General features: G+C 62.7%; 22 protein-coding genes. 14 read left to right on the top strand and 8 right to left on the bottom strand.

Features of this window, described 5'->3' with window-relative positions; all coding sequences use genetic code 11:
• The first annotated feature begins 207 nt into the window (after positions 1-207).
• The 3 genes from BLS26_RS33850 to BLS26_RS33840 all read left to right on the top strand — a co-directional run bounded on the left by BLS26_RS33850 (position 208) and on the right by BLS26_RS33840 (position 3,316).
• Entirely contained in the window at positions 208-987 is a 780-nt protein-coding gene (locus BLS26_RS33850) for an SDR family NAD(P)-dependent oxidoreductase (RefSeq protein WP_092516863.1), read from the top strand.
• Between the two features lie 106 nt (positions 988-1,093).
• Positions 1,094-2,041 (top strand): alpha/beta hydrolase, encoded by a 948-nt coding sequence (locus BLS26_RS33845; RefSeq protein WP_092516861.1) that lies wholly within the window; start codon positions 1,094-1,096, stop codon positions 2,039-2,041.
• Between the two features lie 36 nt (positions 2,042-2,077).
• Positions 2,078-3,316 (top strand): sodium:proton antiporter, encoded by a 1,239-nt coding sequence (locus BLS26_RS33840; RefSeq protein ID WP_092516859.1) that lies wholly within the window; start codon positions 2,078-2,080, stop codon positions 3,314-3,316.
• Here BLS26_RS33840 and BLS26_RS33835 read toward each other — a convergent pair.
• Positions 3,313-4,251, bottom strand: a complete 939-nt coding sequence (locus BLS26_RS33835) for a GlxA family transcriptional regulator (RefSeq protein WP_092516857.1) — start codon at positions 4,249-4,251, stop codon at positions 3,313-3,315. The two genes, BLS26_RS33840 and BLS26_RS33835, sit on opposite strands and share 4 nt — an antisense overlap.
• A gap of 112 nt (positions 4,252-4,363) precedes the next feature.
• Between BLS26_RS33835 and BLS26_RS33830 the strand changes: the two genes are divergently transcribed.
• The 4 genes from BLS26_RS33830 to BLS26_RS36145 all read left to right on the top strand — a co-directional run bounded on the left by BLS26_RS33830 (position 4,364) and on the right by BLS26_RS36145 (position 8,220).
• Complete coding sequence (locus tag BLS26_RS33830) at positions 4,364-5,050, top strand: DJ-1/PfpI family protein (protein WP_092516854.1); 687 nt, start codon at positions 4,364-4,366, stop codon at positions 5,048-5,050.
• Between the two features lie 622 nt (positions 5,051-5,672).
• Positions 5,673-5,915 (top strand): hypothetical protein, encoded by a 243-nt coding sequence (locus tag BLS26_RS36150; RefSeq protein ID WP_157676661.1) that lies wholly within the window; start codon positions 5,673-5,675, stop codon positions 5,913-5,915.
• 1,713 nt (positions 5,916-7,628) lie between these two features.
• Positions 7,629-8,018, top strand: coding sequence for a hypothetical protein (locus BLS26_RS33815; RefSeq protein WP_092516848.1), 390 nt, complete (start codon positions 7,629-7,631; stop codon positions 8,016-8,018).
• 25 nt (positions 8,019-8,043) lie between these two features.
• Positions 8,044-8,220, top strand: a complete 177-nt coding sequence (locus BLS26_RS36145; RefSeq protein ID WP_154070753.1) for a hypothetical protein — start codon at positions 8,044-8,046, stop codon at positions 8,218-8,220.
• Here BLS26_RS36145 and BLS26_RS36140 read toward each other — a convergent pair.
• Entirely contained in the window at positions 8,217-8,354 is a 138-nt protein-coding gene (locus BLS26_RS36140; RefSeq protein WP_157676660.1) for a hypothetical protein, read from the bottom strand. The genes BLS26_RS36145 and BLS26_RS36140 overlap by 4 nt on opposite strands.
• Before the next feature lie 452 nt (positions 8,355-8,806).
• Here BLS26_RS36140 and BLS26_RS33810 point away from each other — a divergent pair, with 452 nt between their 5' ends.
• The 3 genes from BLS26_RS33810 to BLS26_RS33800 all read left to right on the top strand — a co-directional run bounded on the left by BLS26_RS33810 (position 8,807) and on the right by BLS26_RS33800 (position 12,088).
• Positions 8,807-9,109: a hypothetical protein gene (locus BLS26_RS33810; RefSeq protein WP_092516846.1), complete on the top strand. Its 303-nt coding sequence runs from the start codon at positions 8,807-8,809 to the stop codon at positions 9,107-9,109.
• A 293-nt stretch (positions 9,110-9,402) separates the two neighbouring features.
• The gene (locus BLS26_RS33805; protein ID WP_092516844.1) at positions 9,403-9,822 is read left to right on the top strand and encodes a hypothetical protein; all 420 of its coding nucleotides are present in this window, start codon (positions 9,403-9,405) and stop codon (positions 9,820-9,822) included.
• Positions 9,823-10,381: 559 nt separating this feature from the next.
• A complete protein-coding gene (locus BLS26_RS33800; protein ID WP_092516842.1) occupies positions 10,382-12,088 on the top strand; it encodes an adenylate/guanylate cyclase domain-containing protein in 1,707 nt (568 codons plus the stop codon).
• 410 nt (positions 12,089-12,498) lie between these two features.
• On the opposite strand, the gene BLS26_RS33795 is transcribed toward BLS26_RS33800, so the two are convergent.
• Positions 12,499-12,909, bottom strand: a complete 411-nt coding sequence (locus BLS26_RS33795) for an NADH:ubiquinone oxidoreductase subunit NDUFA12 (RefSeq protein WP_092516840.1) — start codon at positions 12,907-12,909, stop codon at positions 12,499-12,501.
• A 291-nt stretch (positions 12,910-13,200) separates the two neighbouring features.
• On the opposite strand from BLS26_RS33795, the gene BLS26_RS33790 reads away from it, so the two are divergent.
• Positions 13,201-13,764 carry a BA14K family protein gene (locus BLS26_RS33790; protein ID WP_092518936.1) on the top strand — a complete coding sequence of 188 codons (564 nt, stop codon included), beginning with the start codon at positions 13,201-13,203 and terminating at the stop codon, positions 13,762-13,764.
• Between the two features lie 82 nt (positions 13,765-13,846).
• Here the strand turns inward: BLS26_RS33790 and BLS26_RS33785 are convergent, their stop codons facing one another.
• From BLS26_RS33785 to BLS26_RS33770, 4 genes are all read right to left on the bottom strand, one after another.
• Positions 13,847-14,284 carry a hypothetical protein gene (locus BLS26_RS33785; RefSeq protein WP_092516838.1) on the bottom strand — a complete coding sequence of 146 codons (438 nt, stop codon included), beginning with the start codon at positions 14,282-14,284 and terminating at the stop codon, positions 13,847-13,849.
• 12 nt (positions 14,285-14,296) lie between these two features.
• Positions 14,297-14,569 (bottom strand): hypothetical protein, encoded by a 273-nt coding sequence (locus BLS26_RS33780; RefSeq protein ID WP_157676659.1) that lies wholly within the window; start codon positions 14,567-14,569, stop codon positions 14,297-14,299.
• Positions 14,566-14,946 (bottom strand): DUF2089 domain-containing protein, encoded by a 381-nt coding sequence (locus BLS26_RS33775; protein WP_197681297.1) that lies wholly within the window; start codon positions 14,944-14,946, stop codon positions 14,566-14,568. The genes BLS26_RS33780 and BLS26_RS33775 overlap by 4 nt, the downstream gene beginning before the upstream one ends.
• 322 nt (positions 14,947-15,268) lie before the next feature.
• A complete protein-coding gene (locus tag BLS26_RS33770; RefSeq protein WP_092516832.1) occupies positions 15,269-16,165 on the bottom strand; it encodes a DMT family transporter in 897 nt (298 codons plus the stop codon).
• Between the two features lie 178 nt (positions 16,166-16,343).
• On the opposite strand from BLS26_RS33770, the gene BLS26_RS33765 reads away from it, so the two are divergent.
• Together BLS26_RS33765 and BLS26_RS33760 are read left to right on the top strand one after the other, a co-directional pair.
• The gene (locus tag BLS26_RS33765) at positions 16,344-16,748 is read left to right on the top strand and encodes a response regulator (RefSeq protein WP_092516829.1); all 405 of its coding nucleotides are present in this window, start codon (positions 16,344-16,346) and stop codon (positions 16,746-16,748) included.
• Positions 16,749-16,764: 16 nt separating this feature from the next.
• Complete coding sequence (locus BLS26_RS33760; RefSeq protein WP_092516828.1) at positions 16,765-19,005, top strand: CHASE3 domain-containing protein; 2,241 nt, start codon at positions 16,765-16,767, stop codon at positions 19,003-19,005.
• A gap of 33 nt (positions 19,006-19,038) precedes the next feature.
• On the opposite strand, the gene BLS26_RS33755 is transcribed toward BLS26_RS33760, so the two are convergent.
• A complete protein-coding gene (locus tag BLS26_RS33755) occupies positions 19,039-19,935 on the bottom strand; it encodes a DMT family transporter (protein ID WP_092516827.1) in 897 nt (298 codons plus the stop codon).
• 718 nt (positions 19,936-20,653) lie between these two features.
• On the opposite strand from BLS26_RS33755, the gene BLS26_RS33750 reads away from it, so the two are divergent.
• Positions 20,654-24,397 (top strand): vitamin B12-dependent ribonucleotide reductase, encoded by a 3,744-nt coding sequence (locus BLS26_RS33750; RefSeq protein ID WP_092516826.1) that lies wholly within the window; start codon positions 20,654-20,656, stop codon positions 24,395-24,397.
• Positions 24,398-24,448: the final 51 nt, after the last annotated feature.

Below are 24,448 nucleotides of genomic sequence, written 5' to 3'. Positions count from 1 at the left end.
CGCTCGCGTACCCACCGGTTAACACGCCGAATACGGCGGGGAAAGGGCGGTTTCCCCACCCTTCCTGGCCCGCCGCCAGCCCCGCTGGTCAGGCTCACTAGTCAGGCTTGGCCACAAATGAAATAGTTGCGGCCGTTCGCGCCTGTTCCCCCGCGCGAAAACCACCAAAATCCGGGATAACCGGACGAGCCAGAGGAAACCCCTGACATGACCGATCGAATTCGCCTCGATGGCCGGGTCGCCGTCGTCACCGGTGCGGCCGGCGTCATCGGAACCGCCACCCTCCGCCTGCTGGCCGAGCGTGGCGCCCGCATCGTCGCCGTCGACCGCAAGGCGCAGGATCTGGCGGACGCCATCAAGGGCCTGCCGGCCTCCGCCGAGGCGCTGGCAATCACCGCCGACGTCACCAGGGAAGACGAGGTCGCCGACTATGTCCGATCAGCGGTCGACAAGTTCGGCACCATCGACGCCTTCTACAACAACGCCGGCATCGAGGGCGACATCAAGCCGATCCCGGAATATTCGCTGGAGAGTTTTCGCCGCGTGCTCGACGTCAATGTGGTCGGCGTCTTCCTCGGCATGAAGCATGTGCTGCCTGTCATGCTGAAGCAGAACAAGGGCAGCATCATCAACACCGCCTCCATCGCCGGCCTGATGGGCTCGCCGATGATCGCGGTCTACTCAGCCAGCAAGCACGCGGTGATCGGCCTCACCAAGAGCGCGGCGTGGGAATGCACCGGCACCGGCGTGCGGGTCAATTGCGTCTGCCCCGGCCTGATCGACAGCCGGATGCTCTCTACAATCTTGCAGGGCCGCAGTCCCGGCAACGAGCCGCCGCCGAACGAAAAGATCGTCGACCGCATTCCGGCGCGCCGGCTCGGACAGGCTTCCGAAGTCGCGTCCATCGTGGCGTTCCTGGCTTCCGACGAGGCCAGCTACGTCTCAGGTTCTGCTTACACGGTAGATGGCGGAAGGACCGCGGCTTGATGTTGTCGTTCCGGGGCGATGCGAAGCATCGAACCCGGAAGTTCGAACTTCCGGGTCTGGTCCTTCGGACCATCCCGGAATGACAGTTCTAAATGAGAGGTCTTCAATGCCCGTCGTTCTCGATCCCGATGCCGCCGCTGTATTCGCGGCTTTCCAGGCCGCCAACCGTCCGCCCTATGAATCGGTATCGCCAACCGTGGCGCGCGAGTTCTATCTGGCCGGCCGGCCCGTCTCCAACCCCGAACCGCCGGAACTGGAATCCGCCAAACCGCTGTCGATCCCTGCCCCGCTTGGCGCGATCCCGGCGCGCATCTACGCGCCGAAGACGCTGCGCAAGAGCAATGGCCTCGCGCCCTGCCTGGTGTTCTTCCACGGCGGCGGCTGGGTGATCGGCGATCTCGACTCGCATGACGTGGTTTGCCGCAAGCTCGCGCATGAAGGCGAGTTGATCGTCATCTCGGTCGACTACCGTCTCGCCCCCGAGCACAAATTCCCCGCCGCCGCCGATGATGCGATCGCGGCGACCAAATGGATCGCCGCCAACGCGACAACGCTCGGCATCGACGCGGCTCAACTCATCGTCGGTGGCGACAGCGCCGGCGGCAATCTCGCCGCCGTGGTAGCGCTGGCCGCGCGCGACGGCGACGGCCCAAAAATCGCCGGCCAGGTGCTGATCTATCCCGCCACCGATTTTGCGATGTCGCATCCCTCGCACCGCGAGCCCGAGACCAGCATTCTCCTGACCCATTCCGTGATCAAGTGGTTCTGCAACCACTATCTCACCGGCACCGCCGATATCGACAACTGGAAGGCCTCGCCCGCGCGCGCCAAGTCGCTCGCCGGATTGCCGCCGTCCTATGTCATGACCGCGGGCGCCGATCCCCTGCGCGATGAAGGCGACGAGTATGCCGCGCGGCTGAAGCAGGCCGGCGTGCCCGTGGCCTACCGGCATTTCCCCGGCCAGTTCCACGGCTTCTTCACCATGGGCAAGCTGCTGCCGCAGGCCAACGTCGCGCTGACCGAAATCGCAGGCTGGCTCAAGGCGCTGAAGTAACGCTAAGCTGGCCGCGTCAGGTCGAAGGGAATCGTTTTGGAAGCCTCCGCCTCCATCGAGGTCGCCAAGCACACGTTGCTGTCGTGCGGGCTGATCCTCGCGATCGGCACCATCGCCGGCTTCGTCGCGCAGAAGATCAGGATCCCCGACGTCGCGGTATTCCTGGTCACGGGGATTGCGATCGGCCCGCAGGCGCTCGGGCTGGTCGACATTTCAGCGGACTCAGCGTTGAACCAGATCATCCTGCTGTTCGGCGCGAGCTACATCCTGTTCGACGGCGGCGCGTCGCTGCGGCTCGAGGTGCTGAAACGAGTCTGGATCACTATTCTCGTCATCGCCACCGTCGGCGTGCTGATCACGGCGGTTATCACCGGCATTGCCGCGCACTACATCCTCGGCATTCCCCTGGTCACGGCGCTGTTGCTGGCGTCGACGCTGGCCTCGACCGATCCGGCGACGCTGGTGCCGATCTTTCGCCAGGTGCGGATCAGGGACCGTGTTGCGCAAACCGTAATGAGCGAGTCCGCGTTCAACGACGCCATGGGCGCAATTATCACCTTCGGCGTGCTGGCGGTGGCGACCGGCAGCGGCGAGTTCTCCTTCGTTGGGTCGCTGTTCAACCCCGCCAAGGAATCCGTCATCGGCATCGTCGCCGGCATCGGGCTCGGCTATCTCGCGGCCCTACTGATCGCGCATGAAAAGCTCGACTTCCTCGCCGAATACGCGCCCGTCGTAACGCTGGTCGCGGTCATCGGCGCCTACTTCGCCGCCGACGGCCTGCATGCGTCCGGCTTCATGGCGGTGTTCGTGTTCGGCATCGTGCTCGGCAACAAGGAAGTTTTCGGTTTCCGGATGGAAGCCGGCGAGACCCAACGGCTCGACGAGTTCGTGCAGACGACCGCGTTCATCATGCGTCTGTTCATCTTTATTCTGCTCGGCGCGCAGGTCGATTTCGCGCTGATGCAACAATACTGGCTCGGTGGTGCTGCCGTGGTCGCGGTGCTGATGCTGGTGGCGCGACCGGCGACCGTGTTCCTGTGCGCAGGGCCCGACCGCCGCGCGCGCTGGAGCGTTGCCGAACTGCTGTTCATGTGCTGGACCCGCGAAACCGGCGTCATCCCCGCCGCCCTCGCCGGCCTGCTGCTCGGCATGAAGGCGCCGGGCGCGCAAATGATCGCGTCCGTCACCTTCATCGCAATCCTGATGACGATCCTGATCCAGGCACCGACCACCGAATGGCTCGGGCGCCGGCTGGGGCTCCTGGAGAAACCTTAACCCGCCCGCGCCGCCCTTCTCAGCGATTGCGGCGGCTGGCCGAAGGCGCGGATGAAGGCGCGGCGCATCCGCTCCGGATCGCGAAACCCGGTGGTCTCGGCGACGCGTTCGATCGCCTCGCTGGAAGACTGCACACGCTGCCGCGCCACCTCGATCCGCAACCGCTCCACCGCCTTCGACGGCGTGGTGCCGGTCTCCGCGATGAAGGCGCGGGTGAAATGCCGCGAGCTCATGTTGGCCTGCTCGGCCAGATCCTCGACCGTGAGCGGCGCATCGAGATGTTCGCGTGCCCACGCCAATAGCGGCCCGAACCGGCCATTCGGCGCCTTCAATTCCAAGAGCGAGGAGAATTGCGACTGGCCGCCGCTGCGCCGGTGATAGAGCACGAGTTGCTTGGCGGTCTTCTGCGCGATCTCGTCGCCGAAATCCTCCGTCACCATCGCCAGCGCCAGATCGATGCCGGCGGTGATGCCGGCTGACGTCCAGATATTGCCGTCGCGGGTGAAAATCTGGTCGGCCTCCAGCTTCACCTTCGGATAGAGCTTGAGAAAATGCCGCGTCCGTTGCCAATGCGTGGTGGCGCGGCGGCCGTCGAGCAGCCCGGCTTCCGCAAGCACAATGGCGCCGGAGCAGACGCTGGCGATGCGAACGCCGCGTTTGGCCACGCCGCGCACGAAGGCAAGCGTCCGCGGACATCGCGCCGCCGCCTCGACGCCCTCGCCGCCCGCGATGACCAAGGTGGTGATCGCACTGGCCGACCTCATGCCCCGCGCCAGCATCTCGACGCCGGACGTGCTGCGCACCGGCCCCGGCGTCGCCGCCACGACCCTGATCGACGGCTTGCCGGTGGCATAGCGCGCCGCGATTTCGAACACCGAAATCGGCCCGGCTGCGTCGAGCAACTGGAAATCGGGAAAGACGAGAATGCCGATCATGGATCGCCATGTCCTTTAAAAGACAGATGTCCTGAAATGAGGGAAATATGGCATTTCGGACAACAGACGACCATGACAGGATGCCGACGTCAAGCCGACAAGGAGGATTTCGATGTCCGCACCGCTTCAGATTGGTCTCGTGCTGTTTCCGAAGGTGACCCAGCTCGACTTCACCGGACCGTTGCAGGTGTTTGCCAGCCTGCCCGGCGCCAAGGTGCATCTGATCTGGAAGCGGATCGAGCCGGTCGCCACCGACTCCGTGTTGATGCTGACGCCGACCATCACCTTCGCGGACTGCCCGCAACTCGACGTGATCTGCGTGCCCGGCGGCGTCGGCACCGACGACATGGTCAATGACGAGGAGATGCTGGCCTTCCTGCGAAAGCAGGCCGACGGCGCCAAATACGTCACCTCGGTCTGCACGGGATCGCTTGTGCTCGGCGCTGCCGGTCTTCTGAAGGGTTATCGCGCGGCGACGCACTGGACCGCGATGGATTTCCTCCCCGCCTTCGGGGCCGTCCCGACCAAAACGCGCGTCTGCGTCGACCGCAACCGCGTCACCGGCGGCGGCGTCACCGCGGGGATCGATTTCGCGCTGACCCTGGTCTCGCTGCTGCATGACCGCCGCACCGCGGAAGCGATCCAGCTCCGGCTCGAATACAACCCGGCGCCGCCGTTCAATTCCGGTTCGCCCGATACCGCGCCGCCGGAAGTGCTCGCCTTCATGAAGGACCGGATTGCCCAGGCGCAAATCCGCCGCGGTGAGATGATCGACCGCGCCGCGGCGAGGCTGGTGTAAGGCACACAGGCGCGTCCGGGACGAGCTATCCGCCACAACGCAAAGAAAAAGGCCGCCTGGTTTCCCAGACGGCCTTTCCTGTCCTACGGCGGCCACACATTAGCGGGCGATCTCAGAACCTCTGCACCGGGGGCCTATCTCCCGGCCGTATCCTGATCGGTGGCCGCTGCAAATCGGGGCAGTCGCGAACTGGAGCCCGACACCGACGCGATGGTCTCCCATCTCCGTAAGATGTCGTATTGAACCGCGACCACACGGAATGCTCAAGACTGCAGCGATAGATGTCCCCGCTGATCCCGTTGTTCACAGGGGGGATGAGGTCGGAGATCGTTGGCGCACGCACACGCCGACGACGTCACCGATGACACTCACCGCTCCTCGTCCGGATGCACCCAAACGTAAGGCCTGATGGCGCGGGTGGCGTGCGTGCCCAACGCCAGCGCCTACCTGAGACCAGCAGCCGACAAAACTTTAGGCTGGTTGCGTCTTAGGCGGGTGGAACGAATCCTCTCAGGCTAGTTTGAGTCGATAACTCAGGGACCGCGCTCCGTGAAGCCGCCCGGCTGTTACAGCCCCGTGTCATCCAGCCGGGAAATGCTTTCAGGCAAAGAAAGATGTTGCGATGACCGGCAAATACGCTCCGCCGGCAGTTACGATCCGGAGTTATCCGGATTCTCCGATCTGCGACGTCGTGGTTGTCGTTCGGGACCAGGAAATGATTCTCCACTGCCGTGACTATCGCCAGGCGACGCAATGGGCGCGCCTGGAACGTAAGACATACAAAATTCCCGAACCTGATACGGGCTTTCCAGCCAATGAAGAAGCCGACGACCTGCCACTTTTTTTGCGTTCAGATAGAAATTGACCACCTTCCCGCCCGGGATGAATGCCCGGATTGCAAGGGCAGCGGTCATTTTGAGCATCAATCCCCGTCGCTACATTTGGTACTAGCCTGCTCCGACCCTCAGTGGCCTAATTTGACTTTTGCAGTGGCCAAATTTGAATGCTCACTTCGGAACCGACCGCCGGGCAGCGGCATATTAGGATCGGCAGTGCTCTTAACCCTACGGTCAGGACCCGTAAGCCCGAGGTTGTGTCATGCAGCGTCGCCGATCCGCCCCTCACACATTTGAAGAAAACATCGCAGCCGAGAAATCCAAGCTGGAAGCCCAAGTCGCCAAGCTCAAGCCCGGTCCTCAGATGGACGGGCTCCTCAAAAAGATCAGAGCTAGAGACCGCATCTCACATGAGCGAGTGGCTTTCATCGCCCGGCTTGCAACCCCCGACTTAGCAGTAAGGCCGCCTCAGCTGGCGGCCTCTTTCGTTCTTCGTGGTGTTCGTGCGCTGCAGTTTTGCAACACCTGCCGTGTTCCTCTGGCTGGAACCACGGTTTTGACTCCCCGCTCATAAAAATTTGGCTCAGTCTTTGAGGACCGGGGCTGAACGGCGGATCAACCATTTTGTAAAACCAAATTATTTTGAGCCCGGTAGGTCGCAGCGCGAAAATGCCTGCGGCCTTTTAAGTTCGTGCGGGCCGTTGTGGTGCCGGTCGATCGGCACCGGCGCATGGACGACTCCGCCTGTCAAAAGAAACGGCCCCAGCGTAAGGGGGGCAAGGCTGAGGCCGTTCCGGATCAGTTAGCGCCGCGGCGGTGGGCGCACCCGACTATTCCAAGATTTTTCTTCGGCCAATGGTTCCAAGGACTCTTTCTTAATTCGTCAGAGCGAGGGTCCAAGTTCGCCTTGGTGCATTATCCGGCTGCCATGTCCGATGATTATGCAGCCAGGTTTCGCAAGCAGGCCGAGGAATGCCGAGAGGAGGCCGCCAAGGTGGTCAGTCCTATCGATAAGGAGGCGTGGCACCGGCTCGCCGAGGAATGGCTTAAGATGGCGCCCTCAGTCGATGCCTCAGTTGTGGAGGCTGCCTGCTCACTAACTTTTCGCGAATGAGCAAAATTGAACAGCGGCGGAACCGCGGTGGTTCCATCATAGTTCCATCACCGATCCGCTCCGGCCTCTACCGGTGACTGAGAGTGTTGCACTTCCGCCGGATCAAGGGATGCGTCACATGCCCTAGCTCATATTCGGCAAGACCCCTCGCTTCTCCCGACCGAGCGACCGCGCTGCCCAAAGTGTCAGGGCGGGCGCATGATGCTGGCCCGTATCGAACCCGGCCCCGCGGGGTCCGATCTGCGGACGTTTGAGTGCCCCAAGTGCGAGCACGTCCACAAGGTGCTGGCTCAGGATCCGTTCCAATCGGCCAATACTGGCTGGAGCCAAAGCGGATTAAGTCCACCCAAGTAAGGCCGCGTCAGTTGGGCCTCTCGCCGAGGCCCGCGACCGGAGCCGCGTGGTGCGGCCGGCAGCACAAAAACCGCCCGGGGATGAGCCGGGCGGCAGGTCGTTTCAGCGCGATCGGCGCCGGCGCTTCACGAAGCGCCCCTCTTCTCACCGTACCATGCCGCTTCATAGTGCGCCTTGAGTGCCGTGATTTCCGCTGTGTGCTTAACCGCAAACACCAGTTCCCGGTCCGTGGTTCCAGCTTCCCCTCGACTTGCTTTAGTGGTAACCATAATTCATGACCAAGTCAATTCGGGTTACCACTAAAAAGAAAAGGGGAAGGCCGGCCACGACCGGGCGCGGTACGCAAGTGGGCGAGCGCTGGCACCCCACTGAGCTCGCGGCGATCGATGCCTGGATCGCATCATCACCCGACAAGAACATTACCCGAGCGCACGCCATTCGCCGCCTGGTCGCGCTCGGGCTCAGGGTCAAGACGCCCGCGCAGCCCATCGGCAAGCCCGGCCGGAGATTGCGCGCTCAGGAGCTCGCCACAAAGGCCATCGAAAAGATTATCGATCCTGCCGCACCGCCGGAAGAACGCGCCCAGCGCCGGCGCAGGCTTACCAAGGGACCACCGGAGTTTCGCGAAGATCGGGTCGACCAGACCAAGGCGAAGGGGAAATGAGTTTCGAAAGCACAACGAGGTTGCCATGATTTCAGCCTTAATAGGAGTTTTGATTATCGTCGTCGTCGGCGCAATCTGCTTTTGGGCCATCGACAAGTTTGCCACCGATGGTCGACTAGCAAACCTGCTCAAGTTGCTCGTGGTGCTCATTTGCCTCGGCGCGATTTTGCAACGAGTACTGCCGCTGACGGGAACATATTAATCGACGGCATCCGCCCGCTTGGTCCAGCTCAGGCTGAAGACGAGGCCAAAGTCCTGATTGGAACGTTTTGGCCCGTAGCAAATAGTAGCAATGGCAATCGATTCCAGTTTCGCTTTTGGATCGAGCATGGACAAAGCGGCCGCCTATGCGATCTCAGCCTTAATCGTCGGCTTCGGTGTTTGGATCCTTATTGCCGGCCCAAGCTCCAGCGCGCCGGCTTTATGGATTTGCGTCGCTCTCGTCCCCATAGCGATCGGCCTCTGGAGCGCTTTCTGTGACACTTAAAAATCCATCCCCGTTTGGGGAATTCCTTGCGCGCACCCAGAACGCTCCCCATGTCCGGCGGGCTTCCAAGCCCCGGCCATAAAAGCTTTACGATCTTAAAGGTGCGAGCATTTATAAGTTGAATGGCGACCTACTTGGTCATTTGTCGGATGCGCGCAGCAAGGAGAAGCGTTTGGACAAAACGACCGACAAGCTGTTCCCGGAAGGTTAGGCGCGGTCTGCTGATTTGCTGATTTGACAATTCCCCACCGGGAGCTTTGTGCATTTGCGCGGGCGTCGGCCATTGGCAGTGGAGAGTGCGATGCACAAGACTACGGCCTTCGAACACGGCGGCAAGGTCTACGAAGTTCGCGCGATCCCGACGTTAAGCGGCTGGAAGGTTCGCATTTTCGTCGAGGGCATCCCGGCAAATGGCGTTACTTATTCGGTCGACTCCGAAGTCTATCAAGACGCCGCTCTCGACCGAGTGCCAGAAGATTTGGTGGCCGGGCTGATGGAAACAGCGGAGCGCGATTTTCGGCGCGGGCTTGCGCAGGAACTGATCACCGCTGAAAAGGCTACCGACGACGATATCGCGGCGGAAATCGATAAATTCAAACCATGAGACCGCCCCGGTACACGATCGTTGGCGCTGTTGCGAGATCCAGAAGCACAAGCTGGCGCGTTTCCCGTCTCGAAGGCTGTCCGACCACCGGCCAGCGCGGAAAGCGATTCAGACGGCCGGCGGGGTGGCAAGGATTGGATGCCTCCTCAAACGTATTTGTGATGAGGGCGGTCGCCCGAGGGCCGTACAATCGCCCACAATGAAGCAAAAGCTCACAGCCCACTGTCCACTCTGATAGAGGCCTGCGCCTCCGAGGGGGCGCGGGTTGGCTATCTCGAACGAGGAGCAACCCGATGTGTGACTATAGTCTGCACGCTGTAGCAACGCGCCCCGCCCAAGTTGGAGAGACGCTGATCACCACGACGTTCCGCGGGACTTCGACTCGCGGTTTCGCATCAGAAAGTGAGCCCGCCGTAGCGGTCTGCATGCTTCCGGGGACCGAACTGGCGTTCGCCGACGATGTCAAATACGACAACGGATGGAGGACAAAGGCAACCAATTTCCGAGTAGGGAAATTCGGCGCGATAGACCCAGCTGTTCCGCATCGTTACCATGATGCGATCGAATTTCCAGATGGAAGTAATGTACTCGTCACGCATCTCTCTGAAGGGCAGCGAGTGACCGTGCTGCAATTGCCCGTGGTTCATCAGGTTACGGAGCACGCGCAATCCGCTGCCGATACAAATGCGGCGGTACCGGTATCAGCTGGTTGAAAATGCCATGGGACACCCGCCGGCGTGAACCGGCGGGCGCTTAGTGACGATGGCGAGATGTTTTATCAGAGTTCGACGCCGACACTAGACTAGCGGGCGATTTCAGAACCTCTGCACCAGGGGCCTATTTCCCGGCCGTGTCCTACTCGGTGACCGCTGCAAATCGGGGCAGTCGCGAACTGGAGCCCGACACCGACGCGATGGTCTCCCATCTCCGTAAGATGTCGCATTGAACCGCGACGACGCCGAACGCTCAAGACCGCGGCGATAGATGTCCCCGCTGATCCCGTTGTTCACAGGCTGCCTGTGCGCGGCCCGCGCCAGCGGCTCGCCAGCGTCCGCTACGCCCCGATAGCCCCGGTCCTTGATTGCCTTGGCGATCAATGCCGTTGCTGCGCAGCAGCGAAACGACGCGATGTGCCAAAACCGGGCCTGCTTGCGCATCGCAGGCGTTGGGCGCCGGTGTTTGCTGAAGTCCGGTGGAACTGCTTAAATCCTGTCTCCGACTGAGGGCTAGCTCAATTCGAACGCGTCTTTCGATGTCGCGGGGGGCCGTCCAATGACGATCCGCAAGAAAATTTTTCTTCTTGCCGGCATCCTGCTGGCGCTGTTTGGCGCTGTGGTCGGCGTCCTCGCCATTGTTCAAAAGCTGGACAGCGATCAAATCAGCAACATCGCCGAATACGAACTGCCGCTGACGCGGCTGGTCGCAGAGCTCGATGTCGATACCGACAGGTACGAACTCGGTATTTTGCGTGCGCTGCGGCTCGATCCCCTGAATCCTCCAGAACTGGCGGCGGCAATTGCCGCAAAAAAGCAGGTCGGCGACGAATTGCGCGTCGATGCTGACGCGGCAACGGCATTGATCGCCAAGGCAATCAAGGACCGGGGCTACGGGACTTCGGAGCGCGTCGAACTGGCGCGCATCGAGGGAGCGTTCAAGTATCTAATCCGCAGCCTGGAGGGGTTTCTCGCTACTGGCGAGCAGGTAATGGCTGCCCTTGTCGATGGCCGGCGTGAGGATGCCCGGACGGCTTCGCTTGGCTTCGCCAAATATGCCCAGGCTTTCGGACCGGACCTTTCCGAGGTCCGCCTTAACCTCGCCGGTCTCACGGATCGCGCAACCCGCGATGTACTCGCCCGACAACGGCTTAACACTTACTTGAGCTTTGGCTTGTTCCTGCTCGCCTGCGGCATTGGCCTCGGCGTCAGCGCGGTGGGATCGGCGCGTGTCGTCGGAGGTCTTCGCCAGTTGGTCGTCGGCACCCGCGCCATCGAGGCCGGCTCGGTTTCGGAGCCGTTGTCGATCCTCACGCGTGACGAGGTCGGCGAACTCGCGCTGTCGTTTAATCGGATGGTCGAGGAGCTTCGCACGCGGGAGCGTATCAAGGATACCTTCGGCAAATTCGTCGACCCACGCATCGTCAGCCGTTTAATCGGCAGCGGCGCCGAACAGGCTGAGCGCCGTACGCTCACGATCTTTTTTTCCGACATCAAGGACTTCAGCGGCATCAGCGAGCAACTGACCGCGAGCGCCGTCGTCAACCTGCTGAACAGCTATTTCGGAACGGTCGCCGAGGTCATTCATGCCCATCGCGGCTTCATCGACAAATATATCGGTGACGCCGTCATGGCCTTTTGGGTCTCACCCTTCTCTGCCGGCGACGACCACGCCAGCGATGCCTGCCTCGCGGCGTTGGCACAACAGGAAGCGGTCATCCAGCTTCGCGCACAGTTGCCCGAGATCACCGGGATGCGACGCAATCCGCCCGAACTTGCCATCCGTATGGGCATCGCTACCGGCGAAGCCGTGGTCGGGACCATCGGCTCGGATTCGTCACGGTCCTATACCGTGATCGGCGACACGGTGAATCTCGCCTCGCGTCTGGAGAGTATCAACAAACTCTATGGCACCTCGCTCATCCTCAGCGAAGAGACCTATCGAACGGCCCAGCACGTCATTGAGGCACGCGAGCTTGATCTCATCACGGTCGCCGGCAAAACCGAGCCGGTCCGCATCTATGAAGCAATGGGCCGCGCAGGCGAGATCGCGCCGGAGCAGATTCAGCTTCGCGAGATGTACGCGAACGGCTTGGCCGCCTATCGCCGGCAGGACTGGGAAGAGGCGCAGCGGTGCTTCGAAAGCTGCCAGCTCGGCGACGCCCAAGATGGACCGTCCCGCCTGTTTATCGAACGTATCAGCCTGTTGCGCAGCAGTCCGCCGCCGGCCGATTGGGACGGGGTTTGGCATTTTAAGGAGAAATGACCGGAGACCGACATCCTGATTCAGCAAGGATGCGCCCAGTCAACCTTCTCGAAATAGCCCGGCTTGGAAGCACCACCGCGTCGTACGGCTCAGTTCCGTTCGGGTCCATTCGCCACCGCGTCGAATTGGCAGCATGTCCGGCCATGTCCGTTATCGCGCCGAAAGCGGCAGTAATCTTGCCTGTGCGTCCGCCACGCACGTGCTCGACAGTTTCTATGACAGGTCGATTTCCGCGCAATGCGCCACGGCTGTACTGCGTCTAAAAATGCGAGAGGCCGGCTCAACGTCGTGCCCCCGCTTCAACATCTATGCGGGGACATCCAGATCAAGCGGTCCTCTTCGCGTAGAGCCCAATGCGGTATTCCGTCGGGCACAACAGCGTTGCGCGCCGTGACGCCATGAACACGATTTTAGTTACCCGGCGTCCAGGCCTGGTAGTCGCCGGTGGCCTTGGGCCGGCGGCCGCTGGCGAGCGTCGAGCCGGACGGGCGATAGGCCTGCGGCGTGCCGGTCAGGTTCGGGATATGCGGCTTTTCCCATTCGCGCGGCGTGTAGCTCTCTTCGGTCGGCGCGACGTCGACGGTGTGATGCATCCAGCCGTGCCACTCCGGCGGGATCTTGGTCGCTTCGGCATAGCCGTTGTAGACGACCCAGCGCCGCTGGAAACCAAGCGTCGGGTCGATCTTGCCGCCCTTGGTGCGATAGTAGGTGTTGCCCTGCGCGTCCTGGCCGACCAGTTCGCCGAACCGCCACGTCCACAATTGCGTGCCAAAGGTCTGGCCGCTCCACCATGTGAAAAACTTGAGCAGAAACTGCTTCATAGGGACTCGGCCGGTTGGAGAGTACGTGCCGTTCTGATGCCATCGGCGGGCCGAATTGTCCAGACGGGGCGACGGTATCCCTGCCCTGTTCGAACCGGCGATTTCGGCGTCCCTGATGGCTGTTTGGAGGCCCCGCGCGTCAGCGGCGCATTGTCGCGGAACCGGCGCAATCTGTTCATCACGCATACAGTTCCTATCTGACAGGGTGAGCGGTGCGCACGATCGGTGCGCGGGCTCGGGAACGTCCACCCCCTGAAAGGGTTGGGCTATATCCCGCAGATGGAGCCAGGAATGATCAATCTTAAGGTTTTGAGTACCGCCGCCATATTGGCGCTGGTGTTGCCCGTGGTGTTGCCGAGCGCGAGCTTCGCCCAGGCTGTCCCCGGCTACAAGGGCGGCGGCGGTGGTGGCGCGAGAGCCCCCGGCGGCGGTGGCGGCGGCTTCAAGGGCGGCGGCGTTCCGCAAGCCGGTGGTGGCGGTGTTCCGCGCTTTAATGGCGGCGGCGGCGCGCCCGGCCCGCGCTTCAGTGGCGGTGGTGGCGGCGGTTATTACCGCGGCGGCGGCGGAGGCGGTTACTATCGCGGTGGCGGTGGCGGCGGCTTCATTCCCGGCGCAGTCGCAGGTGCTGTGATCGGCGGCGCCATTGCCTCGGGCGGCTATTATGGCGGCTATGGCGGCCCGGCCTACGCGTCCGGATATTATGATGACGGATCTTATGACGATGGTGCGGTGGCGGTGGCTCCGGCGCCCGCTGACGACGATTCCGTCGGCTATTGCATGCAGCGCTATCGTTCCTACGATCCGAACTCAGGCACCTATCTTGGCAATGACGGCTACCGGCATCCTTGCCCGTAACTCTTGCCCGTAACGGCATGGCTTCTTGAATTGGAAAGGCGGCGCATTCCTTGCGCCGCCTTCTTTTGTGCCACGAACGACCCTATTCGCAGAAAATCCGCACCTTGGTGCGTTCCTGATCGACATCGACCGTGAGGTCATTGAGCTGTTCGACTAATTCCTCAAGGTTTTCCGGCTTCAGCGCGTTGATATCGAACGGCACGCCGTTTTCGGCCATCGCAGCGTTCACCTTATCGCGGGCGTGCGGCGGGATGATGCTGGCGAGCCTCACGCCGGCGCGCAGCAATTGCATGGGGACGCGGACGTTGACCTTGGTCGGGCCGCCCTCATCCTCGTCGGTGTCGACGATGACGCGCAGATATTTCGACGGCGCCCGGTCATAGCCTGCGGGGGGCCGATTTGAGCTTTGCGGGGCATCGGCGTGTCCGCGCTCCAAGGCGGCGATCAGACGATCGGCTTCGTCGAGCGTGATCTTGCTTTCGGACAGCATCTGCAGAATGGAGCGACGATCTTCGATCATGGGGCATTCTCCTTAGAAGATATTGATGAGGATGGAGGCGTCCGGACTTTGGACTTCGACGCGGGTACCGTGGAGCGCCAGCAAGGTGCGGACGCCCTCGATCACGATGTGCGTGGGGTTCACCCCAAGGGGGTACGGCAGGAAAGCCGCGATGACGATCGCCAGCAGCAGGAGCGGCGACAGCAATATCAGCAGCGGCGTGAGCGGCAGCCACAGGCGAAAGCGTTTCGGCGCGGCAAACGCCTTCGAACGCCGGGCGCTGCTGGGTTCGGGCAACTGCATCATTTTCGTCCCTCCAGGACTTCGATCGCCTCGTCGGCCGTAATCTCGCCGCGCTTCAGACGCTCGATCACTTCGGCGCGCGGCGGTTTAGGATCGAGATCGACGAATTCGAGCCCACCCGCGATGCGGTTAAGGCGCGCCTTCACGGTCGGATAGCTGACGCCGAACACCTGCTCCATTTCCTTGATCGAGCCATGGCTGCGCAGGAAGGCTGCCACGAAGACCTGATCTTCCGCCGACAGCCGGGCAAGCTGCGGCAGTTCGAACGCGCCTTCGATCGCGATGCAGGAATCGATCAGGCGAACCCGTTCGACCACGAAAGATCGTCCTTGGGTGAGTTCAGTGAGGGCTTGCCAGTCGTCTGGTTTTATCTGCTTCAAGGGACAGCCTCTAATTGACCTTTTCAAGAGATACATTGAGTATTTTAATATTTCAAGCGGAATTTATAATAAAATTACTTTTTGCTGGCCTTCGATGTTGAAAAATGAATTTTTATCGAACGAATGCTAGCACACGGACGTTGCGCCGCCTGCCGGTACGGTGATCGGCGGCGCAATCGTTTCGCAGAGTTTCGGCTATTGCGACGGTCGGGGTTATCTCGGCGACGACGGCTACCGGCACCCCTGCCCGTCACGGCATCAGTGGCTCGGGAGTTCGAGGGGCGCCCATTCCGGTGCGCCGCCCTCTTCATTGCCAATTACCTTACGAACGCAGCGCCATGGCGACGCCGCCGAGCGTGACCACGAGCGCTCCGACCTCGCGCAGGCCCAGCGGCTCGTGCAGCATCGCCGCCGCCGCGAGCACGCCGACCACCGGCACCAGCAGCGTGCCGATCGACGCCGTCGCCGCCGGCAGCCGCTCCAATGCCGCGAACCAGCAGACGTAGCTCAGGCAGAACTGGATGACCGTCATATAGAGCATCGACGCCCAGCCGGTGGTCGAGAGATCAGCAAGCTGCGGATGCTCGACAGCAAGGCCGATGATCGCGATCGGCAGGCAGCCAAGGCCGATCTGCCACGCCGCCAGCGACAATGGCGGCATCGCCAACGGAAAATGCTTGGTCAACACGGTGCCGAGCGCGACGCACACCGCGCCCGCCAGCGCACACAGGATGCCCGGCAGCTTTTCAACGTTGGCCTCGAGGCCGCTGCCGCCGATCAGCACGACGATGCCGGCGAGCGCGACGGTCAGCGAGATCGCACGCAGCGGCGACAGCCGTTCGCCGAGAACAGGCCACGCCAGCAACGCGACCCAGACCGGGATCGAAATTCCGAGCACCGCGGCCTCGCTGGCGCTGAGCCAAAGCAGTGCTAATCCCATGAACGCGGTCCAGCTGCCGATTTGCAGCGTCGAGACCAGCAACAGGCGCAGCCACATCCGCCGCGGCACGCGCAGTTGTTGCTGCCGTGCGACCGCAATCAATGCGAGTGCCGCGGCGCCGACGATGCCGCACAGGCCGCGCGAGGACAGCGGCGGCCACTCGGTCAAGAGATGTTTCATGATCGGGAAGTTGAGCCCCCACCCCACCGATGCGACGGCGAGAAAGGCGAGCCCGAGCGGCGACGTTCGGGCGCGACCCGCTTGGCGAATGACGGACATGGTGAAACTGGATCTCGGCGGGAAGGCGTTGTTCTCGTTCTGACACAGCGCAGAGGAATTTGCGCCACGCCAATGCTATATGCACCATATCATACAGACGTTTTGTCGTGGTTCCGACTTAATCTCGGCATGGGCCATGCGAGTCGCCGGACCGCAGCCCGCTGGAGAAGGAATCATCGTGCCGCGCGTTCTCGTGGTGGATGACGACCCGATGGTGTGTGTCGCCATCGAGCTCTGTCTGACGCGCCAAGGTTTCGAGGTCACCGTCGCCGACGGTGGTGAGGCGGGAATGCGCGCCCTCGACTCATCCAGCTTCGACGTCATGCTGATCGACGTCTTCATGCCGCATATGCGCGGCTTCGAATCGATCCGGATGTTTCACGAGCGCTTGCCTGAAGTGCCGATCGTCGCGATGTCGGGCTACGCCTTCGCCAATACCGAGCGCGCGCCGGATTTCCTGCGCATGACCATCGAACTCGGCGCGGCATGCTGCCTGCGCAAGCCGTTCACGCCGAACGCGCTGTTGACCACGATAAACGAATGTCTCAACAAACCGACAGCTTCCGCGCGTTTCTCGAAATAGTGAAATAAAGCCGTCAATGCCGTCGCAGCGTATCATTCTTGGAATCGGCCTCGCGATTCTCCTGGCTATCAGCGCTGCCTCAATCGGCCTCGACCTTAAGTCACAGTACGACGCGGCGACCGTCAGTCGCGCGCTCGGGGTGTTGAAGAAGATCCCGGATATCGAGTTGCTGCTTCGGCGTGCCGAAAGTGCCGCCCGTGGTTTTGCGCTCAGCAAAGACCCGTATTTCCTCGGAGAACATCGCAATGCGAGCGAAGGAGTTCCGGCGGCCTTCGACCAGCTGATTGAGGAGATCAAGGACAATCCGGCAGAGAAGCAACTGCTCGAAGAGACCAAAGCCCTCGCAGTTCGCCGTGTCGAGATCTCCAGCGAGATGATCCGGCTTCAAACGGCGGGCGATACCGCGGGGGGATTGGCGCTGATGGCCCAAGCCGAAGGCCGCACGACGATGGAAAAGATCGGCGTGAACCTCGACAAGGCCATGGCCCAGGTAAGGACGCGCCTCGCGGATCGCTACACCGCTTCCCGCACCACGCGGCGCTTCCTGCTGGCCATCGATCTTGCCGGCACGGTCCTCATTCTCATCCTCGCCACCGTACTGATCCGGGCGTCCGGCCGATCGAGCCGCGAGCTGCAGAATTCACTGAGCGCGACGCAGGCTGCCAACGAATCGCTGGAGGCTGCGGTGGCCGAACGCACCGAGCATCTGGTCGCCGCCCACGAGGAGCTGCGCCATTCGACCGCGGTGCTGCAAAACACGTTCAACAGCGTGGCGGAAGCGGTGATCGTCCTCGACGCCAGGGGCGAGATCATCCTCGCCAACGAGGCGGCCAAGAAATTGTTGCAATACGAGCCGGGCATGAACGTCCGGGAATTGCGACGGCTGAGCGTCGCCTATCACGCCGACGGGGTTACGCGCCTGACGGCCCATGAAATGCCTTCCGAGCAGGTGCTGCGCGGCGAGCCGTTCGACGAGCAGGAAATCGTCATCCGCCCCGCCGATGGCCGCGATCCGCTCGATCTGGTGGTCAGCGGCCGGCCGCTGCGCGACGCCTCGGGGTCGATCAGCGGCGCCGCGCTGGTCTATCACGACGTCTCGCAGTGGCGCGAGACCGAGCGCAAGCTGCAGCAGTCGCAAAAGCTGGACGCCATCGGCAAGCTGACCGGCGGCGTCGCCCACGACTTCAACAACATGCTGACCGTCATCACCGGCACCACGGAAACGCTGGTTGCGAGTCTTAAGGACATGCCGACGCTGCAGAAGACCGCAGCGATGATCGACCAGGCGGCGGAGCGCTGCAGCGAGCTGATCCAGCACCTGCTCGCCTTCGCCCGCCGGCAGCCGCTGCATCCGCGCAATATCGACGTCAACGGCACCGTGCTCGATATCGCCAAACTGCTGCGCCCGACGCTCGGCGAGCAGATCGAGATCGACTCGATCCTCGATCAAGAAGTAGCCACCTCGCATATCGACGCCTCGCAGCTCGCCAACGCGCTGCTCAACATGGCGATCAACGCCCGCGATGCGATGCCGAACGGCGGCAAGCTGTTGCTGGAGACCCGCAACGTCGTGCTCGACGAGGCCTACGTCCAGGACAATCCGGACGCGCGGCCCGGCGCCTACGTGATGCTCGCCGTCAGCGATACCGGCACCGGCATGTCCCGGAAGGTGCAGGACAAGGTGTTCGAGCCGTTCTTCACCACCAAGGAGGTCGGCAAGGGCACCGGGCTCGGGCTCTCCATGGTCTACGGCTTCGTCAAGCAGTCGGGCGGCCACATCAAGATCTACAGCGAGCTCGGCCACGGCACCACGATCAAGCTGTATCTGCCGCCGGCCCGCGGCCAGACCGAGGCGCCGGCCATCGCGGCGGCGCCGCCGTTGCATGGCAACGAGACCATTTTCGTCGTCGAGGACGACGCTTTGGTGCGCAACTTCGTCGCCACGCAATTGCAGGCGCTCGGCTACCAGACGGTCGCAGCCGCCGACGGCGCGGCCGCGCTCGCCATCGTCGACCAAGGCGAACCGTTCGACCTGCTGTTCACCGACGTCATCCTGCCGGGCGGCATGACCGGCCGGCAACTGGCCGATGAAGTGGCGCTGCGCCGCCCCGGCATGAAGGTGCTCTATACGTCGGGTTACACCGACAACGCGATCGTGCATCAGGGCAAGCTCGACCCCGGCGTGCTGCTGCTGAGCAAGCCCTATCGCAAGTCGCAACTGGCCAACATGATCCGCCGCGCGCTAAAGGGCGCGTAGCGTAGTTTTTTTGTTTGATGCGTTTTCTTAATGTTACGAGCGCGTCGCCAGCACCACGCCGGCGAGCGTAAAGACCAGCGCCGCGATTTGCGTCAGCCCCAGTGGTTCGTGCAGCGCCATCGCCGACGCCACTACGCCGATCACGGGTACCGCCATGGTGCCGATCGCGGCCACCGAGGCCGGCAGGCGCGCCAGCGCCGCAAACCAGCTGACATAGGCGATGCAGAACTGGATCAGTATCGAATAGGACAACAGCCACCAGCCGAGCTGGCTGACTTTTTCGATATGCGTGGTCTCGATCAGAAGGCCGGCCACCGCGACCGGCAGGCAGCCGAGCCCGATCTGCCAGGCCGCCGCCGGGATCGGCGGCAGTTGCAGCGGCAGTTTCTTGGCGAGCACCGTACCGAGCGCGAAACCAACCGCACCGGTCAGCGCCATCAGGATGCCCGGCAGTTTGGCGGCGCTGGCCGAAAAGCCGTTGCCGCCCATGATGACCGCCAGCCCCGCAAACGCCATCACCAGCGCAAAGCTACGCAGCAAGGTCGGCCGTTCGCCGAGCACCGGCCAGGCCAGCAGCGAGGCCCAGACCGGCATGGTGTAGGCGATCAGGGCGGCTTCGCTGGCCGGCAGCCATAACAGCGCCAGCCCCATCAAGACCATCCAGCCGGTGACGTTGAGGACTGCCGCCAGCATCAGCCGCGGCCACAGATGTCGCTCGACCCGGAGACTCTGCCCCATCGCCAGCGCGAAAGCCGCCAGCAGCGCCGCGCCGATCACGCCGGTGGCCCCTCGCATGGTCAGCACCGGCAGCTCGCTCACGAGGTATTTGGTCACCGGCCAATTGAAGCCCCAGCCGACCGAGGTAATGGCGAGGAACATCAGGCCCGCGGGTGCGAGTCGCGCGGGCGCGTTTGGTGGCGGGTTGGTCATGAGGGGTACCGGGCCAAGAATCAGGGGGCCACCCTGCCGTCTATTTGGGCCCGCGACTATCGGGCGCCACGCATGTCAGGGCGGAACCTTCCGTAGGCCTACGTGAGTCTCGCCAGCGCAATCCTTTGGCTCGAATAAATACTTGCCCTGTGAACAGCGGGAGCAGTCAGATTTTGAGCCCGCCAAACAATTTTTTGCGCTTGGGAATCTGTGAGGACTCACTGATACTTGGACCCATCACAGGCGCGGCATTGACCCCTGTTATCCCCCTCTGTCCACCATATTTAGTATTTGATTCAGGAACTCGTACTAGTCCTTGACGGGCGAGACGGAGTTGGCCTAGTTTTCAGTCCGTTCGGCGCGAGTGTGTTTTGGGTCCCCGCCGGTCATCCCAAAAGGGTTCCGAAACGATCACTCCCGACGGCCGGTTGAGGCAGCGGGTGGAGGGCTTGTCTGCCTTCATTCGGGGTTCTTCGGGGCGCGAGAAACGGGCCGGAATAGGCCCAGCGTGAAGTGTTTGGGGCGTTGAATTGGAGCGGGTTCACGAAGGTGCGCAACGGCACCTGCGTGAGCTGAGAAACTGGACCGGATCCACCGGTTGAGCTGCGGATGGCGCGATCAGGGTTGTTGATGACAGCCATGGTCAGGGAGTCCGCTCAAGGAATAACATCCGGTTCCGCGGAAAGCGGTCCGGTCAAAGAAGAGACGGGGCACGACCATGCGAATCGAACGGCGCAACACCACTTCCGGCCAGTCACCCTATGCAGGGATTGATTTCAGGCTGACGACATCCGAGATCCGCAATCCCGACGGTTCGATCGTGTTCCGCCTGGAAAACGTCGAAGTGCCCCAGTTCTGGTCGCAGGTCGCCTCCGACGTCCTGGCCCAGAAGTACTTTCGCAAGGCCGGCGTCGCCGCACGCCTGAAGAAGGTCGAGGAAGAGACCGTGCCGTCGTGGCTGTGGCGCTCAGTGCCCGACACCGAGGCGCTGGCCGCCCTCCCCGAGAACGAGCGCTTCGTCAGCGAGCTCTCGGCCAAGCAGGTGTTCGACCGCCTCGCCGGCTGCTGGACCTATTGGGGCTGGAAGGGCAATTACTTCTCCTCGGAAGAAGACGCGAGCGCGTTCTTCGACGAGCTGCGCTTCATGCTGGCCAAGCAGATGGTCGCGCCGAACTCCCCGCAGTGGTTCAACACCGGACTGCATTGGGCCTACGGCGTCGATGGCCCCGGCCAGGGCCACTACTACGTCGATCCGTTCACCGGCAAACTGACCAAGTCCAAGTCGGCCTACGAGCATCCGCAGCCGCACGCCTGCTTCATCCAGGGCGTCGGTGACGACCTCGTCAACGAGGGCGGCATCATGGACCTCTGGGTCCGCGAGGCCCGCCTGTTCAAGTACGGCTCCGGCACCGGCTCCAACTTCTCGCGCCTGCGCGGCGAAGGCGAAAAGCTGTCCGGCGGCGGCCGCTCGTCCGGCCTGATGAGCTTCCTCAAGATCGGCGACCGTGCCGCGGGCGCGATCAAGTCCGGCGGCACCACCCGTCGCGCGGCCAAGATGGTCGTGGTCGACGCCGACCATCCGGATATCGAGACCTATATCGACTGGAAGGTGAAGGAGGAGCAGAAGGTCGCCGCTCTCGTCACCGGCTCCAAGATCAACCAGAAGCACCTCAAGGCCGTGCTGAAGGCCTGCGTCAACTGCGAAGGTTCGGGCGACGACTGCTTCGATCCCGAGAAGAACCCGGCGCTCCGCCGCGAAATCAAGCTCGCGCGCCGCAGCCTCGTGTCCGACAACGTCATCAAGCGGGTGATCCAGTTCGCCAAGCAGGGCTACAAGGACATCGACTTCCCGACCTACGACACCGACTGGGATTCGGAAGCCTACCTCACGGTATCCGGCCAGAACTCCAACAACTCGGTGTCGCTGAAGGACGATTTCCTCCGCGCCGTCGAAACCGACGGCGACTGGAACCTGATCGGCCGCACCAACAAGAAGGTGACGAAGACTCTTAAAGCCAGAGACCTCTGGGAGAAGATCGGTCACGCCGCCTGGGCCTCGGCCGATCCCGGCCTGCACTTCAACACCACCATGAACGACTGGCACACCTGCAAGGCGTCCGGCGATATCCGCGCGTCGAACCCGTGCTCGGAATACATGTTCCTGGACGACACGGCGTGCAACCTCGCCTCCGCCAACCTGATCACGTTCTATTCGACCACGACCAAGCGGTTCGACGTCGAATCCTACGAGCATCTGTGCCGGCTCTGGACCGTGGTGCTGGAAATCTCCGTGATGATGGCGCAGTTCCCGTCGCGCGCGATCGCCGAACTCTCCTACGAGTTCCGCACGCTCGGCCTCGGCTTTGCCAACATCGGCGGTCTGCTGATGACCATGGGCCTGTCGTATGACTCGAAGGAAGGCCGCGCGCTGTGCGGCGCCCTGACCGCCGTTATGACCGGCATCTCCTACAAGACATCGGCCGAAATGGCCGGCGAGCTCGGCACCTTCCCCGGCTACAAGAAGAACGCCCAGCACATGCTGCGCGTGATCCGCAACCACCGCCGCGCCGCGCATGGCGAATCCCGCGGCTATGAGGCGCTGGCCGTCAGCCCGGTGCCGCTCGACCACGCCTCGTGCCCGCAGACCGACATCGTCACCCATGCGATTGCGGCGTGGGACGACGCGCTGGCGCTCGGCGAGAAGCACGGCTACCGCAACGCCCAGACCACCGTGGTGGCGCCGACCGGCACCATCGGTCTCGTCATGGATTGCGACACCACCGGCATCGAGCCTGATTTCGCGCTGGTGAAATTCAAGAAGCTCGCCGGCGGCGGCTACTGGAAGATCATCAACCAGGCCGTCCCGGTCGCGCTGCGCACGCTCGGCTATTCCGAGGCTGATATTGCCGAGATCGAAGCCTACGCCGTCGGCCACGGCTCGCTCTCCAACGCACCCGGCATCAACGTCTCCACCCTGAAGGCCAAAGGCTTCACCGACGAAGCGCTGGCCAAGGTTGAAAAGGCGCTGCCGACCGCGTTCGACATCAAGTTCGCCTTCAACAAGTGGACCTTTGGCGAAGATTTCCTGCGCGACGTGCTGAAGCTCGCGCCGGAAGCGATTGCCGCCCCCGGCTTCGACCTGCTCGCCGCCGTCGGCTTCACCAAGCGCGAGATCGAGGCCGCCAACGTCCACATCTGCGGTGCGATGACCGTGGAAGGCGCGCCGCATCTGAAGGCCGAGCACTATCCCGTGTTCGATTGCGCCAACCCCTGCGGCAAGATCGGCAAGCGCTATCTGTCGGTCGAGAGCCACATCCGGATGATGGCGGCGTCGCAGCCGTTCATCTCGGGCGCGATCTCGAAAACCATCAACATGCCGAACGACGCCACCGTCGAGGATTGCAAGTCCGCGTATCTGCTGTCCTGGAAACTGGCGCTGAAGGCCAACGCGCTCTATCGCGACGGCTCGAAACTGTCGCAGCCGCTGAACTCGCAGCTCATCTCGGATGATGACGACGAGGAGGATACGACCGACGCCTATTACGACAAGCCGATGGCGGCGCGTACCGCCCAGGTCTCGGAAAAGATCGTCGAGAAGCTGGTCGAGCGCATCATCGTGATGCGCGAACGCGAGAAGATGCCGGATCGCCGCAAGGGCTACACCCAGAAGGCGGTCGTCGGCGGCCACAAGGTTTATCTCCGCACCGGCGAATATGACGACGGCCGGATCGGCGAGATCTTCATCGACATGCACAAGGAAGGCGCGGCGCTCCGCTCCTTCATCAACAACTTCGCCATCGCGGTGTCGCTGGGCCTGCAATACGGCGTGCCGCTGGAGGAATATGTCGACGCCTTCACCTTCACCCGCTTCGAGCCGGCGGGCCCCGTGCAGGGCAACGACAGCATCAAGTACGCGACCTCGATTCTCGACTATGTGTTCCGCGAACTCGCGGTCAGCTACATGTCGCGCTTCGATCTCGCCCATGTCGATCCCAGCGAGTCGAATTTCGACGCGCTCGGCAAGGGCGTCGAGGAAGGCAAGGAGCCGGATCCGTCGCACTCGACCCGTTATGTGTCGAAGGGCCTGACCCGCTCGCGCACCGACAACCTCGTCGTCATGCGCCAGGCCCCCAGCGACACCGACGCCCGCGGCTCGGGCAATGTCACCGCGATCGCCGGCCACGGCCCCTCTGCCCGCGTCTCCGACACCCTGGAAGGCGCGGTCGCGCTGAAGCAGGAAGTCCAGCACGATCTCTCTCCCACGGAGAAGCTCGAAGCGTTGCAGTGGAGCAAGACCGGCGCCGCGCAAGCCGCCCAGCCCTCCAAGGCCGAGCGTCGCGCCGAAGCCAAAGCCAAAGGCTACGAAGGCGAAATGTGCGGCGAATGCGGCCACTTCTCGCTGGTGCGCAACGGCACCTGCATGAAGTGCGATACATGTGGCTCGACGACGGGGTGTTCGTGATCTTGCGCTGAACGAACGTCATGCCCGGGCTTGACCCGGGCATCTACAAAA

Source organism: Afipia sp. GAS231, assembly GCF_900103365.1.
GTDB lineage: Bacteria > Pseudomonadota > Alphaproteobacteria > Rhizobiales > Xanthobacteraceae > Bradyrhizobium.
Note: the sequence above shows the minus strand (reverse complement) of the source record. Positions and strands in the feature narration are given on the sequence as shown.